The sequence below is a fragment of the Nocardia sp. NBC_01009 genome (assembly GCF_045208035.1).
GTDB lineage: Bacteria > Actinomycetota > Actinomycetes > Mycobacteriales > Mycobacteriaceae > Nocardia.
On the sequence record NZ_CP108695.1, the window covers coordinates 145,871 to 160,680 of the forward strand.

The 14,810-nt window shown below is 64.7% G+C and carries 17 protein-coding genes and 4 tRNA genes; 6 read left to right on the top strand and 15 right to left on the bottom strand.

The window, feature by feature from the left end; genetic code table 11:
• Positions 1–304 precede the first annotated feature (304 nt).
• On the top strand, positions 305–1,927 hold the full coding sequence (locus OHA42_RS00465) for an MFS transporter (protein ID WP_406233581.1): 1,623 nt from the start codon (positions 305–307) through the stop codon (positions 1,925–1,927).
• Positions 1,928–1,981: 54 nt separating this feature from the next.
• Here OHA42_RS00465 and OHA42_RS00470 read toward each other — a convergent pair whose 3' ends face one another.
• The 12 genes from OHA42_RS00470 to OHA42_RS00525 form a co-directional block, all read right to left on the bottom strand.
• The gene (locus OHA42_RS00470) at positions 1,982–2,404 is read right to left on the bottom strand and encodes a PIN domain nuclease (RefSeq protein ID WP_406233583.1); all 423 of its coding nucleotides are present in this window, start codon (positions 2,402–2,404) and stop codon (positions 1,982–1,984) included.
• Positions 2,392–2,601: a hypothetical protein gene (locus tag OHA42_RS00475; RefSeq protein ID WP_406233585.1), complete on the bottom strand. Its 210-nt coding sequence runs from the start codon at positions 2,599–2,601 to the stop codon at positions 2,392–2,394. Before OHA42_RS00475 ends, OHA42_RS00470 begins: the two co-directional genes overlap by 13 nt.
• Positions 2,602–2,730: 129 nt before the next feature.
• The gene (gene rplA / locus OHA42_RS00480) at positions 2,731–3,444 is read right to left on the bottom strand and encodes a 50S ribosomal protein L1 (RefSeq protein WP_328406570.1); all 714 of its coding nucleotides are present in this window, start codon (positions 3,442–3,444) and stop codon (positions 2,731–2,733) included.
• A gap of 80 nt (positions 3,445–3,524) precedes the next feature.
• Positions 3,525–3,959: a 50S ribosomal protein L11 gene (gene rplK / locus OHA42_RS00485; protein ID WP_328406571.1), complete on the bottom strand. Its 435-nt coding sequence runs from the start codon at positions 3,957–3,959 to the stop codon at positions 3,525–3,527.
• Between the two features lie 117 nt (positions 3,960–4,076).
• Positions 4,077–4,871, bottom strand: a complete 795-nt coding sequence (nusG, locus tag OHA42_RS00490) for a transcription termination/antitermination protein NusG (RefSeq protein ID WP_406238957.1) — start codon at positions 4,869–4,871, stop codon at positions 4,077–4,079.
• 154 nt (positions 4,872–5,025) lie between these two features.
• On the bottom strand, positions 5,026–5,415 hold the full coding sequence (gene secE, locus OHA42_RS00495; protein ID WP_328406572.1) for a preprotein translocase subunit SecE: 390 nt from the start codon (positions 5,413–5,415) through the stop codon (positions 5,026–5,028).
• 29 nt (positions 5,416–5,444) lie between these two features.
• A tRNA-Trp gene (locus OHA42_RS00500) sits at positions 5,445–5,517 on the bottom strand.
• 270 nt (positions 5,518–5,787) lie between these two features.
• Entirely contained in the window at positions 5,788–6,855 is a 1,068-nt protein-coding gene (locus OHA42_RS00505; RefSeq protein ID WP_406238959.1) for a fused (3R)-hydroxyacyl-ACP dehydratase subunits HadA/HadB, read from the bottom strand.
• 186 nt (positions 6,856–7,041) lie between these two features.
• The gene (gene rpmG, locus OHA42_RS00510; protein WP_014988500.1) at positions 7,042–7,212 is read right to left on the bottom strand and encodes a 50S ribosomal protein L33; all 171 of its coding nucleotides are present in this window, start codon (positions 7,210–7,212) and stop codon (positions 7,042–7,044) included.
• Positions 7,213–7,254: 42 nt separating this feature from the next.
• A tRNA-Met gene (locus tag OHA42_RS00515) sits at positions 7,255–7,330 on the bottom strand.
• A gap of 71 nt (positions 7,331–7,401) precedes the next feature.
• Positions 7,402–7,474: transfer RNA gene (locus tag OHA42_RS00520), tRNA-Thr, on the bottom strand.
• A gap of 140 nt (positions 7,475–7,614) precedes the next feature.
• The gene (locus OHA42_RS00525) at positions 7,615–8,106 is read right to left on the bottom strand and encodes a YajQ family cyclic di-GMP-binding protein (RefSeq protein WP_406233588.1); all 492 of its coding nucleotides are present in this window, start codon (positions 8,104–8,106) and stop codon (positions 7,615–7,617) included.
• 175 nt (positions 8,107–8,281) lie between these two features.
• Between OHA42_RS00525 and OHA42_RS00530 the strand changes: the two genes are divergently transcribed.
• A tRNA-Tyr gene (locus OHA42_RS00530) sits at positions 8,282–8,364 on the top strand.
• An 88-nt stretch (positions 8,365–8,452) separates the two neighbouring features.
• Here the strand turns inward: OHA42_RS00530 and OHA42_RS00535 are convergent.
• Positions 8,453–9,499: a nitroreductase/quinone reductase family protein gene (locus OHA42_RS00535; protein WP_406233590.1), complete on the bottom strand. Its 1,047-nt coding sequence runs from the start codon at positions 9,497–9,499 to the stop codon at positions 8,453–8,455.
• Positions 9,500–9,684: 185 nt separating this feature from the next.
• Here OHA42_RS00535 and OHA42_RS00540 point away from each other — a divergent pair, with 185 nt between their 5' ends.
• Positions 9,685–10,110: a MarR family winged helix-turn-helix transcriptional regulator gene (locus OHA42_RS00540; protein WP_406233592.1), complete on the top strand. Its 426-nt coding sequence runs from the start codon at positions 9,685–9,687 to the stop codon at positions 10,108–10,110.
• Between the two features lie 12 nt (positions 10,111–10,122).
• Here OHA42_RS00540 and htpX read toward each other — a convergent pair whose 3' ends face one another.
• Positions 10,123–11,004, bottom strand: a complete 882-nt coding sequence (gene htpX / locus OHA42_RS00545; RefSeq protein WP_379066716.1) for a zinc metalloprotease HtpX — start codon at positions 11,002–11,004, stop codon at positions 10,123–10,125.
• A gap of 251 nt (positions 11,005–11,255) precedes the next feature.
• On the bottom strand, positions 11,256–12,263 hold the full coding sequence (locus OHA42_RS00550; RefSeq protein ID WP_406233594.1) for a polyprenyl synthetase family protein: 1,008 nt from the start codon (positions 12,261–12,263) through the stop codon (positions 11,256–11,258).
• 334 nt (positions 12,264–12,597) lie between these two features.
• Between OHA42_RS00550 and OHA42_RS00555 the strand changes: the two genes are divergently transcribed.
• The 3 genes from OHA42_RS00555 to OHA42_RS00565 are packed head-to-tail and all read left to right on the top strand — an operon-like array spanning position 12,598 to position 14,790.
• Positions 12,598–13,878, top strand: a complete 1,281-nt coding sequence (locus tag OHA42_RS00555) for a geranylgeranyl reductase family protein (RefSeq protein WP_406233596.1) — start codon at positions 12,598–12,600, stop codon at positions 13,876–13,878.
• Positions 13,879–13,882: 4 nt separating this feature from the next.
• Positions 13,883–14,296, top strand: a complete 414-nt coding sequence (locus OHA42_RS00560) for a helix-turn-helix domain-containing protein (RefSeq protein WP_406233598.1) — start codon at positions 13,883–13,885, stop codon at positions 14,294–14,296.
• A gap of 56 nt (positions 14,297–14,352) precedes the next feature.
• Entirely contained in the window at positions 14,353–14,790 is a 438-nt protein-coding gene (locus OHA42_RS00565) for a VOC family protein (RefSeq protein WP_406233600.1), read from the top strand.
• Positions 14,791–14,810: the final 20 nt, after the last annotated feature.

A 14,810-nucleotide genomic window follows, 5' to 3' on the forward strand; every position in this document is an offset into this window, starting at 1 on the left:
CCAGCCTCAGATCTCCCTGCGTGGGCCGCCGGCTAGTGCCGGACCTTCGACCGATCCCAGACGGGAACGGCGACCAACGGTCTTCGGTAGAACGGATTGGGTAGCGATCGAACTCGTCGATAACTGTCGTCCAGAGTACCTGCCAGGGTCACCATCTGCCAAAACGGGCTCTCCATGGGGCCGAATCGCCCCCTCCTCGACGTCGAATTGTTGTGCGTCATCTCACAATTCACGGCGCTTTGTGGTCGACATCTCCGGCAAAAGGTGTTACCAACGGTGACAGATACTGCTTGACTGCTGATCTATGGCAACCTCCATAGTCGAGCCACCGGTGCTGCTGGAACGACGCACGCACCGCTTCGCCGCACTCGCCGTGATCTGCCTGGCAGAGCTGCTGGTCGTCCTCGACAACACCATCGTCAACGTGGCCCTACCCTCCCTCGGCGTCGAGCTGGCGACCGGCGTCAGCGGACTGCAATGGGTCGTCGACGCCTACACACTGACCTTTGCCGGACTACTGCTCGCCTTCGGAAACCTCGGCGACCGCTACGGCCGCCGCCGGGTGATGATGATCGGTCTGGCCGGCGTGGCCGTCATGTCGATCGGCGGCGCGCTATCGGGTTCCATGGGCAGCGTCATCACCGCCCGTGCCGCCATGGGCGTGTTTGCCGCCGCAGTCTTCCCCGCGACGCTCGCGCTCATCATCAATATCTTCACCGATCGTCGTGAACGAGCCCTCGCCATCGCCGCGTGGACGGCCATGGCCGGATTCGCCATCGCCATCGGCCCCATCTCGGGAGGCTGGCTGCTGGAACACTTTTCGTGGCATTCGGTGTTCTGGATCAACGTTCCGGTGGCGCTGCTGGCCATGACCGCGACGCTGATCTGGGTGCCCGAATCGCGCTCCTCGCAGGTAGGGCGGCTGGATCCGGCAGGCATCGGGTTGTCTATCGCGGGCATCACGCTGCTGGTCTGGTCCATCATCGAGGCACCGCGCTTCGGTTGGACATCGGTGACCACGCTCGGCACCGGCGCATTCGGCGTCGCACTGCTTGCCGCATTCGTCACCTGGGAACTGCGCACCAGCGCACCGATTCTCGATATGACGCTGTTCCGCAATCGGCGATTCTCGCTGCCCGCCTTGTCGATTGCGATCGGCTACTTCTCGATGTTCGGATTCCTGTTCCTCATCACGCAATACTTCCAAGGCGTGCGCGAATACACACCACTCGAATTCGGTATCGCCTCACTGCCGTTCGCATTCTCGGTTGCGATCGGCGCGCCGATCGCAACCCTGCTCGCACAACGACTCGGCACCACGCCCGTCATCGTGTTCGGCCTGCTGCTCACCGGCCTCGGCCTCTACCTCGGTGGCCAGGTGACAGTCGACAGCCCTTACCTCACCGATGTGCTGCCGTCCATGGTGTCGATGGCGCTCGGCTTGGCCATCGTGCAGGGCCCGGCCACCGAATCGATCATGTCGTCACTACCGCTCGACGAGGCGGGCGCGGGTTCGGCGGTCAACGACACCACCCGCGAGATCGGCGGCACCCTCGGTGTCGCGGTGCTCGGATCAATTGTGGCGTCGTATTACACGACTCGCGTTTCGCCGCTCATCGACCGCATACCCGCCGGGATGATGGACGCCAACGAGCGGAGTCTGGTGAAGGCGAGCCCGCTCAGCGTGCTCGAGATGCGCAAACGGGAATTGGCCCCATTCTTCGAGGCACAGCGCGAGAACCTGATCACGGCGATGAAGACCGCGGCGCTGCAGGGTTCGCACGCGGCATCCCTGGTGGCCGCCGGTGCAGTAGTCGTGTGCGCGGTGATCGTCGCAATCTTCCTGCCGTGGGGCGTGCAAGAAGGCGAGTCGGTGCTGCTCGGATGGCGGAAAACAGCGGAAACCCCGGACAGCAAACAGGGGTAGCGACCACGCCGACTTGCCATCGAATAGCCGGCATCGGCGCTGCACACCGGTCATTCAGACCGTTCCTGCGGGCACCACCCACAAGGTCGGCTGTGCTGTGTGCGATGCGATGGTGTCGAAGTCATTGTCGTAGTGCAGAACTGTCAGCCCCTGCGCCTGGGCAGTTACCGCAACAACCAAATCTGCGATCGACGCGGAACGGTGTTGCGCGCGCTCAGTCAGTAAGGACTGAAGGTCGGACGTCATACCCCAGAGATCCTCTGGGGTATCCACCCACTCCAGCGATTCGTGCAGGATCGCCTTTATCCGAGCCCGGTCGTCGGAGTTACGCGCGGAGTAGAGCATCTCGAGCTCAGTAACACCGCACATATGGACGAGGGCACGATCCATCAGGGGAACCAGGACATCTCGCACTGAGGGAAGGTGCAGTCGCGCAAGCGCACTCTTATCGACGAGGTAGCGAGTCACCACCCCCACAGACGCTCCTCGACATCCGGCTCGAGGAGTACGGCGAATGCACCGTCCTGCGCCAGGCCCACCAATCTGCGAACCGAGTCGATCCGGATCACTTCACGGAAAGCGGCGTCGATCGTGTCTCGGAGCGTCTCGGTACCTAGGATCTCTTTGGCTCGATCCAGCTTCGCCAGATCTACTTCAACACTGGTCTTCGGCATGACCCACCCTCCTTATATCTAGTTCCAGGGTAGCTAGATATCTCAAATGGCGCCAGATGGATTCCCAAAACGCGCAACGGCGGGAACGCGATTCGCGTTCCCGCCGTTGCGGTTGCTGCCTGGTGCTACTTACGCATCCTCGTCGAGGAGGTTGCGGGTGCGGTTCGGGTCCACCGGGATGCCCGGTCCGGTGTTCGTCGACACCGTCACCTTCTTGACGTAGCGGCCCTTGGCGGTCGACGGCTTGGCACGCAGGATCTCGTCCAGCGCGGCACCGTAGTTCTCCACCAGCTTGGTGTCGTCGAAGGACGCCTTGCCGATGACGAAGTGCAGGTTGGCCTGCTTGTCGACGCGGAAGTTGATCTTGCCGCCCTTGATGTCGTTGACGGCCTTGGTCACATCGTTGGTGACCGTGCCCGTCTTCGGGTTCGGCATCAGGCCACGCGGTCCGAGGACACGCGCGATCCGGCCGACCTTCGCCATCTGGTCCGGGGTGGCGATCGCGGCGTCGAAATCGAGCCAGCCGCCCTGGATCCGCTCGATCAGGTCCTCGGCGCCAACGGCGTCGGCACCGGCGGCCTCGGCCTCGGCGGCCTTCTCGCCGGCCGCGAACACGATGACGCGGGCGGTCTTACCGGTGCCGTGCGGCAGGTTGACCGTGCCGCGGACCATCTGGTCGGCCTTACGGGGATCCACACCGAGACGAACGGCAACCTCGACGGTCGCGTCGGTCTTGGTGGTGGCGGTCTCCTTGGCCAGCCGCGCAGCGGCGAGCGGGGAGTACAGCTGATCGCGATCGACCTTCTCGGCCGCGGCGAGATACGCCTTGCTTCGTTTTGCCATGATTCTCTGTCCTTGTTCTGGTTCAGAAGTGGTTATCGGGCCTGGCCGGCCCTCCCACCCGGGTGGAGGAGCGAGTTCGCTCAGCCCTCGACGGTGATACCCATCGAGCGAGCGGTACCCGCGATGATCTTCGCCGCCTGATCGATGTCAGTCGCGTTCAGATCTTCCGCCTTGGTCTTGGCGATCTCCCGGACCTGGTCCATGGTGATCTTCGCGACCTTGGTCTTGTGCGGCTCGGCCGAACCCTTCTGGATCCCGGCGGCCTTGAGCAGCAACCGAGCAGCGGGCGGGGTCTTCAGCTTGAAGTCGAACGACCGGTCCTCGTACACCGAGATCTCGACCGGAATGACGTTGCCACGCTGCGACTCGGTCGCGGCGTTGTACGCCTTGCAGAACTCCATGATGTTGACGCCGTGCTGACCGAGCGCGGGGCCCACCGGGGGGGCGGGGTTCGCCTGGCCGGCCTGGATCTGAAGCTTGATGATCCCGGCGAGCTTCTTCTTCTTGGGGGGCATCTTTCTTTCCTAGGTGTCTGTTTTCCTTGCTCTTTGCAAGTCCTGGTGAATCAGCCCGTTTCCCGGGCAGATCCATCCCATCATCCCGGATCGTTTTCCGGGCCGACGGAGGTGGTCTTAGATCTTCGCGACCTGGGTGAACGCCAGCTCGACCGGAGTCTCGCGGCCGAAAATCGACACGAGCACCTTGAGCTTCTGCTGCTCGGCGTTGACCTCGGAGATGCTGGCGGGCAGCGTCGCGAACGGGCCGTCCATCACGGTCACCGACTCGCCGACCTCGAAGTCGACCTCGATGGTCGGCTTGGCGACGATGTCGGCGGCGCCACCCTCGGCGCTCGCGGCAGCGGCGGCAGCGGGCTTCTTCTGCTGCTGCGCGGCCGGGACCAGGAACTTCACCACGTCGTCGATGGAAAGCGGCGACGGGCGCGAGGTCGCGCCGACGAATCCGGTGACACCAGGGGTGTTGCGCACCGCGCCCCACGACTCGTCGTTGAGTTCCATCCGGACCAGGATGTAGCCGGGCAGCACCTTGCGGTTGACGTGCTTGCGCTGGCCGTTCTTGATCTCGGTGACCTCTTCGGTCGGCACCTCGACCTGGAAGATGTACTCCTCCAGGTCCAGGTTCTGCACACGGGTCTCGAGATTGGCCTTGACCTTGTTCTCGTAGCCCGCATAGGAATGGATGACGTACCAGTCGCCAGGGGCGCGCCGCAGCGCAGCCTTCATCTCGGCGACGGGGTCTGCGGGCTCGGCATCGATGGGGGCGGCTTCGGCGGCGGGCTCGTCAGCGGGCTCGGATTCCTCGACCACCGACGCTTCGTCGGTGGCAGATTCCTCGACGGAGTCGGTGGCCTCGACCACCACGTCGTCGACCGGGAACTCGTCGGTTGTGTCGTTCTCCGGGGTGCTCACTGGGGCACTCGCTTCCTGTGTCGTCACGTACATCCTCTGCGTGCCGGGGCCGGGCGCCCGGCGGAATCGCTCCGCCCGTGTCCGCCCCGGGATCGGCTACCGGCTTCGACCGATCGTTTCGAGCGACCTGCGAGCAGTCGCCGGCGACGTTCGGCTAGCCGAACAGCCAGTTGACACCCTTGATGAACGCCAGATCCAACCCGCTGATGAACGCGACCATGAAAATCACGAACACCAGAACAACGCTCGTATAGGTGACCATCTGCTTCCGATTGGGCCAGATCACCTTGCGCAGCTCCGCGACAACTTCGCGGAGGAACTTGATCAAGCGCTTGAACGGGTTACCCGTCTTGCGCTCGGCCCGATCGGTCTTCTTGGCTGCCTTGCTCAGCGACGGCCGCTCGATAGTGGCGACCGTGCCCGAATCGGACGCGTTGCGGGCCCGCCGGGCGGACCGCTTGCCGCTCGGCCGACTCACTGCGGCGGTGTCATCGCCATCGTCGGCCGCATGCGCGCCGTGGCGAGTATCCCGCTCGTCGCTCACGTCGATCCTTTCGTCGCTGGCATCCAGGGCAGGGGCGACAGGACTTGAACCTGCAACCTGCGGTTTTGGAGACCGCTGCTCTGCCAGTTGAGCTACGCCCCTTTGGTTGGACCGTGTTGGCTGTCCAACCACTGTTCGGTATTCAGTTGTGCAGTTCCGGTGTCACACAACACGCGCGCCGCTCCAGCAGTTGCCGGCCCCGTCGGCGATCCTTCGGAGTACATCCCTCCGGACCGCCTGGAACCAGCCCTACAGAGCAGCGCGCAACGGCTGGTGACCCCAGAGACCTGAGTGTACGTTACCGTCCGCGCCATTTGCCAATCAGGGTCAGTCGACCAGGTCAGGCTGGGTCCCACTCCGGACCACGACCGCTCACGCCAGCTGCACCGTTGCGGTCGCGCGGCCGAAGATCTTGCGACCGACCGACTTCGCCACAATGGCGATGACCGCGGTCCGCGTCTCCGGATCCACCGACTTCACCTTCCCGGTGTACTCGATCTCGGCAGGCTCGTCGGAGCCCACGTAGACCGGGCTGGTGAAGCGGACGTTGTACTCCTTGACCGCACCGGGATCACCGAGCCACGAGGTGACGAAACCGCCACCGAGGCCCATGGTGAGCATGCCGTGCGCGACCACGTTTTCCAGGCCGACCAGCTTGACGACATCGTCGCTCCAGTGGATCGGGTTCGCGTCGCCGGAGACGCCCGCGTAGTTCACCAGGTCGCCGCGGGTCAGCCGGACGGTGCGTGGGGGCAACTCGTCGCCGACGGACACCTGCTCGAAGTCGAGTGCGTGCTTGCTCGGCGCGATATCGGGGATCGTGGCCACCGGCGCGGGCGTCGGTGCATCCGAGGCAGGCGTACGCGGGTGGTGCTCGGGCGCATCCTCACCGATGCCGTGCATCAGCACGTTGCGCACCGCGCCCTGCAGATTCGGGTCGATGTCGCCGCCGCTGCGCCCGATCAGGGTGGTGTAGGTGGTGAGCACCAGCTCGTCGTTCTGATCGGTGACGATGTTCTTCGTCACGATGATGTCGCCACCGAATGCCTGCCGGAACGAATGCAGGAAGACATCGCAGGTCAGGTGGTCGCCGACCTTGATCGGCCGGTGGAATTCCAGAATCTGATCGGTCTGCATGATCTGGCTCAGGTCATAGCCTGTGACGATCTGCTCGAAGAGCTTGCGCTGCGCCAGAATGCCGACAAGGGAGATGAAGGTCAGCGGGGCGAGCAGGCCGTCGTAGCCGTACTCCTGCGCGACGTCCTCTTCCCAGTGCAGCGGGTGATAATCCTGCACGGCGCGGGCGTACTCGCGGACCTTTTCGCGGCCGACCTCGTAGTAGTCGTCGACGCGGTAGTGGTGACCCACCATGGAGGCCGCGTGTGCCGCAGGATCGAAAGTCTCGTCCATGGCGATCGCTTCGTCTGTACCGGTGTTGATTGTCACGGGAGGACTGTACCTATCTGACCCCGCTGCCGGAGTCGGCGGAGCGTTCGACCACCGCACTCGCACCGTGAAAATGCGTCAGGGCCGGACATTCGTCCGGCCCTCGCATTTGTCACAGCCCGAGTAACCGGGATTCGCTCTCCCGGAATCGATCCACGCGGCAGCGGCACGCGTGGCGGACTAACGGGATTCTTTGTGTCCCCGGTGCGTGCCACAGTTCGGGCAGAACTTCTTCAGTTCCAGCCGATCGGGGTCATTGCGCCGGTTCTTCTTGGTGATGTAGTTGCGGTGCTTGCACTGCTCGCAGGCCAAGGTGATCTTTGGCCGGACATCGGTGGACTTCGCGGCCACGATATTCCTTCTTTCGGGTCAACCAGATGGTCTGATCGGTTTTGGTAGCGATGGCCGGACTTGAACCGGCGACACAACGATTATGAGTCGTTTGCTCTACCGACTGAGCTACACCGCCACGGGGTCGCATTGCCTGGTGCCGCGCCCAACCTAGGAGATGCCGAGTCGGTCACCACCGGCAATCCGGCGAGCCCCCTAACGGAATCGAACCGTTGACCTTTTCCTTACCATGGAAACGCTCTACCGACTGAGCTAAGGGGGCATGACTACTTCCGCACCAAGATTATCAATCGTAACCCCGGCGCGGCGAAGTCTTGAACGAGATTACACACTCACCGGTCGCACTTCCAAACCGTGTGGTCAGAGCGGTTTTGCGGCGACCTGCCGAGGCCGCCGACCGCACTACCGGTAGTTGACGAACTGCAGCGCGATGCCGAAGTCATCGCCCTTCAGTAGCGCGATGACCGCCTGCAGGTCGTCGCGCTTCTTGCTGCTCACCCGGAGCTCGTCGCCCTGGATCTGCGCCTTCACGCCCTTCGGGCCCTCGTCGCGGATCTTCTTGGTGATCTTCTTCGCATGCTCGGAGTCGATGCCCTGCACCAGCGTTCCGGTGATCTTGTGGATCTTGCCGGAGGCCATGGGCTCGCCCGCATCGAACGCCTTGAGGGAGATGTCACGACGGATCAGCTTTTCCTTGAATACGTCGAGCGCAGCCTTGACCCGTTCCTCCGCCTCCGCGGTCAGCACGATCTTGTCCTCGCCGGACCACTCGATCGTCGCGCCCGTCCCACGGAAGTCGTAGCGGGTGGTCAGCTCTTTTTCCGCCTGATGCAAAGCGTTGTCGACCTCCTGACGGTCGACCTTGCTGACTACATCGAAAGACGAATCGGCCACACTGCGCTCCTGTTCGGTGACGGTCCTACGGTGCTGACGCACGCCGGGTGCTCCCGGTCATCGTCAGTTCTACCCGGAAGCACGACCGTAGTCGCGTCGCACGGCCGTTGGCCAGCCGGTTTGCATTAGGGGTCGGGGTTCGTTGTAAGCTGCTCTGCGCGCCGAGAAGCGCAAAGGCAGATTGCCCGAGCGGCCAATGGGAGCAGACTGTAAATCTGTCGGTGAAAGCCTACGTAGGTTCGAATCCTACATCTGCCACCGAAAACCCCCGTCGATCACGATCGACGGGGGTTTCTCTTTTTCGCCGTGCTGCGGGCAGGACAATATTCGCGATGTATTCGTTTGTTCAGCGGCCACCGGGCTGGTCGGCACCAGGGCGCGGCGGCAGCGCGGAAGTGTCCATCGCATTCAGCGCGTCGATGATCGTGCTCTCCTCATAGACAAAGTGCGCCTCCAATTCGCTTGCGAGCCTGTCGAATTCAGTTCGGATATGAGCCGGATCGGCGGTGTCGCCACGGTCGAGCACCTGCTGCAACTCGGCGATAACCCTGGCAACCTCACCGTGCTCACGCTGCAGCCGGGCCAAGACGGGCGACAATTCCGGAAACTGCTTCGCAAGGACCGGAAAGACACCGTCTTCGGAGGTGTGGTGTTCATGTAGCGCGCTACAGAAGGCGACACAATGGGCGCGTAAATCGCGCGGCAGACTCGGCAGCGTCACCGAATCGCCCACCTGCGCCGCCAACTCGGCGCGCACCGTACCGAGGTCGCGCCTCAGCTGCGCGTGCACCTGCCGGAGATGGTCGCCGATCGCCGTTGTTCGCGCCGTGGCAGTCGCCGAAGCCGTGGTGGGTGTCGTTTTCTCGGTGAATCCACGCGTGGCGAGGACCCCGGCAGCGCCGGCAAGGATCACCGCACCGAGGACGATGGTGCGTCGACCGACCGATGGCCGCCGGGCCTTGTGCAGGGCGACCACCGGAATGACCCGCTCGGTTTCCGCTTGATACGCCGCGAAGGCCGGGTCGCGAGAGGCCTGTTCGGCATAGCGACGATCCCGCTCGGCACCGCTCAGTATGACTGCGGTCGCCTGAAAGGTCTCGACGCCGTCGGATGAGCCGATCTCTACCGTCACCTCGGGGCTTTTCCGCACGTTGTACAACCACGCGGGATGGCTGTCGGACCCGCCATTCGAGCCGAACACCAGTAGGTGATCATCCTCTCGGTGGTACACGAGAGGAGTGGTGTGGCTGCGCCCGCTTTTCGCACCGATCGTCGTCAGCAGCACGAGCGGCGCGCCCGCGAACAAACCGCCGACCTTGCCCGCATTGGCGCGGAACTCGTTGATGATCGCCGCGTTGAAGTCGGCGGCGGAGGTCGGCTGTGAGTCGGTCACGTCCTGGTCCTTCCGGGCTGCCGCCACGGATCGGCGGCCGCCGGTAATAGCCTTGTCGGAGAGAATAGAGTTTGCTTTGCAAGCAAATTAACTTTGCGACCAAAGATTATTTGGAGGTGTCCGGGATGTCAACCGATGGGCGCAGCGCCGCAGCCGGGCGCGCGCACGACACCGCAGGTATCGCGGTGGAAGAAGGCATCCGCAGCCTGCTGCTGCTCATGCCGCGGGTAGTGGGCCGGGCGAAGAAGATGCGCGTTCCCGAAGAGCTGCAATCGTTCTCGCTCGCGCCGCGGCATCTGTCATTGCTGGCGAACCTGGTCTTCGAGGGACCGATGACCGTGAACGATCTCGCGGCGCGCCTGGAGGTGGCGCCGACGACGGTCAGCCTGATGGTCGGCGACCTGAGCCGTCAGGGCGTGCTGGAACGACGCACCGACGAAGCCGACCGGCGCCGCACCATCGTGGGTATCGCGGCGGCGCACGAGAAGTCGGTCAACGATTGGCTCGGCGGCAGCGCGCGAGCCTGGCGTGCAGTCCTGGGGCCGCTGACCCCCGAGCAACGCCGGCTGTTCGTCGACACCCTTCGCGCCTACGAGCAGGAACTGGGATAAGCGGACCCCGAGCTAGTAGTTGCGCGGGCCGCCCGCCATTTCCTCCAGCCGGGCGATGCGCTCGGCCATCGGAGGGTGGGTGGAGAACCAGCGAGCGGCCTTCTCGCCGGCGCGGAAGGGATTGGCGATCATCAGATGCGACTGGGCGGTCAGCTGCGGCTCAGGAGGCAGCGGGGCGGCTTGGACACCGCGCTCCAGTTTGCGCAGCGCCGACGCGAGGGCCAGCGGGTCGCCGGTCAGCTCGGCGCCGGATTGGTCGGCCTGATACTCGCGTGAGCGTGAGACGGCCAGTTTGACCAGGGTCGCCGCGATCGGACCGAGCAGCGAAATCAGCAGCACGCCAAGCATGTTGGGGCCGCCACCATTGCGGTTGCCGCCGAACATCGACGCGAAGAAGGCCAGGTTGGCCAAGCCGGAGATGACCGCGGCGAGCGCGCCCGCGATCGAGGAGATGAGGATGTCGCGGTTGTAGACGTGCGACAGTTCGTGGCCGAGCACCGCGCGCAATTCGCGTTCGTCGAGGATCTGCAGGATGCCGCTGGTACAGCAGACCGCCGCGTGCCGAGGGCTGCGGCCGGTGGCAAACGCGTTCGGAGCGTTCGTCGGGCTGATGTAGAGCCGTGGCATCGGCTGACGCGCGGTGGTCGCGAGCTCGCGCACGATGCGGTAGATCACCGGCGCCTCCAGCTCACTGACCGGCTGCGCGTGCATGGCCTTCAACGCGAGCTTGTCGCTGTTGAAGTACGCGTAGGCGTTCATACCGACGGCGAGCACAATCGCCAGGATCAGAATCGTCGGGCTGCGGAACATCGCCCCGGCGAACACGATCAAGGCCGAGAGACCGACCATTAGCCCGAACGTCTTCAGTCCATTCGCATACCCGTGCCCGTGCATACGTCTCCTTGCCCACTCCCCCGTCCATTGAGTGCCTTACAGCAGCTCAACGATATAAGCGCAACACAGGTTCCAGAGGGAGTCCACGCCCACATTCGAGCGGATATGCCGGCAACACCTGATCTCGCACGTACATGGGTAACTCACCGGGCGCGGGCGCACTGAGCCGCCACCTCACCGCCGACCGCCGACGACAACCTCGTGGCACCCGAGTCCGGCCTGAATTCTCGCCAGAGGCTGACGAGCGCAGCTCAGCCGACGCGTTCGATGGTGTAGCGGACCAAACGCTCGAGTGCGTCATTGGCTGGGCCCGCGGGCAGTGCGGACAGTTCGGCGTGTGCGATGTCGGCGTAACCCTGCAGCTTTTCCTTCGCGAGCACCATGCCCCGCGAGCGGGCGAGCAGGCCGAGCGCCTCCTCGACCTCGTCGTCGGTCTCCAGCGGGCGGGCCAGCAGCTTGCGCAGACGATCGCCCTCGGCGCCATCGTCGCGCAGCGCGTAGAGCACCGGCAGGGTGTGCACGCCCTCGCGCAGGTCGGTGCCCGGTGTCTTGCCGGACTGCTCGGACGCCGAGGAGATGTCGATAATGTCGTCGGAGATCTGGAAGGCGGTGCCGACCGCGTCACCGAGGCGGGCCAGCCGCTCGACGTGTTCGTCGTCGGCGCCGGAAAAGGTGCCGCCGAAACGGCCTGCGGCGGCGATCAGCGAGCCGGTCTTCTCCCACACCACGCGCAGGTAGTGCTCGACCGGGTCCTGGGAGTTCTGTGCGCCCATGGTCTCGCGCATTTGGCCGGTCACCAGTTCGGCGAAGGTTTCGGCGATGATGCGCACCGCATCGGGGCCGAGAGTGGAGGTCAGCCGGGAGGCGTGCGCGAAGAGATAGTCGCCCGCCAGGATCGCGATGTTGTTGCCCCAGCGCGAATTCACGCTCGGCGCACCACGGCGCATCGAGGCTTCGTCCATCACATCGTCGTGGTAGAGGGTCGCCAGGTGCACCAGCTCCACCACGGTCCCCGCGGTGACCAGCGCCGGGTCGGTCGGGCGCGGGCCGAGCTGGCCGGTGAGGATGGTGAACAGCGGGCGGAACCGCTTGCCGCCCGCCTTGGCCAGATGCAGCGCCGCTTCCTGAAGGAAGATCTCGCCGTCGGACAGTTCGTCGATCAGGAGTTTCTCGACGTTTTCCAGTCCGTTTCGCACCGTCGCCGCGAGTTCGGTGTCACCGAGATCGACCCCGGCCACCACCGTGCTGACCTCGCTCATAGCTCCTCCTCGCCGGCGCTCGGATCCGCTGTTCGCGAGGCGCGCCGCGTCATTGATTCGCTCGCTCCGCTCGCTCATTGCAGATGTGCTCATTTCTTCTCCCAGCGATGCGTCCGACCCCACGGTAGAGAACCTAGCGTGTCCCCGCCCGATGGCCCCATGAACACCGTCACTATGCGGTGTATCAGACACTTTGGCACATTGTTTTCCGCGCGCGAGCACCGCATGCTCTCAGCTGGGGTTCGGCCGTGACACAGGCGGTGTCGGGCGCGCTCGAATAAGCGAATGCCCGGTCGCCGCACACCGACGAGACTGCCCTGCAAGTATTGAGCGCATGGGTTCACCGGATGTCACACCCGCTGGCCGCGACGGGGACGCGCAGGCCGCGCTGCCCGCAAGGACCGAAGTACTCGTCGTCGGGGCGGGACCGGCCGGTTCCGCGGCCGCGGCGTGGGCCGCGCGGGCGGGCCGCGATGTGCTGCTCACCGACTCCGCCGTCTTCCCACGCGACAAGACCTGCGGCGACGGCCTGACCCCGCGCGCGACGGCGGAGCTCGAGCATCTCGGCCTCGGTGACTGGGTGCGAGCGCACACGGTGAATCATGGGCTTCGCATGACCGGCTTCGGTCGCGAGGCGCTGCTGCCGTGGCCGAGCGGTTCCTTTCCGACCTACGGAAGTGCCGTTCCCCGAACCGAACTCGACGACAAACTGCGCGAGACCGCGGTCAAGTCCGGCGCACGGATGCTGGACGGCACGAAAGTGGTCGATATCGCCCGCGAGGGTGACCGGGTCACCGGTGTGACGGTCAAGACGGCCGAGGGTACCCGGTCGATCGGCTGCCACCTTCTGATCGTGGCCGACGGTGTGCGTTCGCCGATCGGCAAACTGCTCGGCCGCACCTGGCATCGGAAGTACGCCTACGGTGTCGCGGCCCGCGCCTACATCAAGTCCGCCCGCAGCGATGATCAGTGGATCACTTCGCATCTGGAGTTGCGCGACGCGAACAACGAACTGGTCCCTGGTTACGGGTGGGTGTTCCCGCTCGGCAATGGCGAGGTGAATATCGGCGTCGGATCGCTGGCCACGGAGAAGCGGCCTTCCCACATCGCACTGAAACCGTTGCTGGAGCACTACACCTCGCTGCGGCGCGACGAATGGCAATTCGAAGGTTCACTGCGGGCCGTCGCCTCGGCGCTGCTGCCGATGGGCGGCGCGGTCTCGAATGTGGCGGGGCGCAACTGGGTACTGATCGGCGATGCGGCGGGCTGCGTGAACCCGCTCAACGGCGAGGGCATCGACTACGGCCTCGAAGGCGGGCACATGCTTGCCGGGCTGCTCGACGAGCCGGACCTCACCAGGCTCTGGCCGGAGCTGCTGCGCGCCCGCTACGGGCGGACGTTCTCGGTGGCGCGGCGGATTGCCGGGCTTGCCACTCATCCGCGCATGGTTCCGGTGGGCGGTCCGCCGGTGCTGCGGTCGAAGTATCTGCAGCGCACCGCGGTTCGGGTGATGGGCAATCTGGTCACCGACGAGGACGTGGACATGACGGCGCGGGCCTGGCGTGCCGCGGGCCGGGCGTCCATGCGCTTCGATGAGCTCGCGCCGTTCAGCTGACGCCATGACCGGCCTGCCCGCGCTGTATCTGCTGCCGCACCTGCGGCGGGCCCGCGACCTTGCGGATCAGCATTATGCCGAGCCGTTGAATCTCGATGAATTGGCCGCTGCGGCAGGGGTTTCCAAGTTCCATTTCCTGCGGGCGTTCGCGGCGGTGTACGGAAAGACGCCTGCGGCCTATCTGGCCGAGCGGCGCATCGAGCGCGCCCAGGATCTGCTGCGCGCAACGAATCTGACGGTGACCGAGGTCTGCATGCTGGTCGGATACAGCAGTCTCGGGTCCTTCAGCAGCAAGTTCCGGCAGCTGGTCGGCTCGACGCCGTCGCAGTACCAGGCCAAATTCGCGGACGGGGCGCCGCGGATTCCCGGGTGCTACGTATTCATGCACGGGCTGTCCGACCGCACACCGCCGAGCTGACCAACACCGCAATTTCGGAGAAGCCGGGGCGTACGGTGCGGCAATAGCCTGTACTCATGACAAGCATTTCGAACGTCTCACTGGTCACTGTGTACGTCACCGACCAGGACGCAGCAAAGCAGTGGTACATCGATAAGCTGGGATTCATCGAGGTCAGCGACGTGACCATGGGCGACAATGGCTTTCGCTGGGTCACCGTCGCACACCCCGATCACACCGAACTCGAAGTGACGCTGATGATTCCCGGCCCGCCCCTGGACGACAACCTCGCCGAGGCGATCAGGCGGGCGCTTGCCAACGGCACCCACGGCGCGCTCGGCCTGAAGACCGAGGACTGCCAGAAGACCTTCGAGGAACTCACCGCCAAGGGCGTCGAGTTCATCCAGCCGCCCGCGGAACGGCCCTACGGGACCGAGGCGATCATTCGCGACAACTCCGGCAACTGGCTGGTGCTGGTGGAGCCGAAGGAATTCGACCCGCAGGCCTTCGCGTAGGCGAACGTGGCGCGACGGCT

What these genes read in the sequence shown, in the direction of transcription:
- htpX (WP_379066716.1), bottom strand. Translation starts at nt 11,004, where the DNA reads ATGCACGGGCACGGGTATGCGAATGGACTGAAGACGTTCGGGCTAATG.
- OHA42_RS00475 (WP_406233585.1), bottom strand. Translation starts at nt 2,601, where the DNA reads ATGCCGAAGACCAGTGTTGAAGTAGATCTGGCGAAGCTGGATCGAGCC.
- OHA42_RS00465 (WP_406233581.1), top strand. Translation starts at nt 305, where the DNA reads ATGGCAACCTCCATAGTCGAGCCACCGGTGCTGCTGGAACGACGCACG.
- rplA (WP_328406570.1), bottom strand. Translation starts at nt 3,444, where the DNA reads ATGGCAAAACGAAGCAAGGCGTATCTCGCCGCGGCCGAGAAGGTCGAT.
- OHA42_RS00555 (WP_406233596.1), top strand. Translation starts at nt 12,598, where the DNA reads ATGGGTTCACCGGATGTCACACCCGCTGGCCGCGACGGGGACGCGCAG.
- OHA42_RS00560 (WP_406233598.1), top strand. Translation starts at nt 13,883, where the DNA reads ATGACCGGCCTGCCCGCGCTGTATCTGCTGCCGCACCTGCGGCGGGCC.
- OHA42_RS00565 (WP_406233600.1), top strand. Translation starts at nt 14,353, where the DNA reads ATGACAAGCATTTCGAACGTCTCACTGGTCACTGTGTACGTCACCGAC.
- rplK (WP_328406571.1), bottom strand. Translation starts at nt 3,959, where the DNA reads ATGCCCCCCAAGAAGAAGAAGCTCGCCGGGATCATCAAGCTTCAGATC.
- OHA42_RS00550 (WP_406233594.1), bottom strand. Translation starts at nt 12,263, where the DNA reads ATGAGCGAGGTCAGCACGGTGGTGGCCGGGGTCGATCTCGGTGACACC.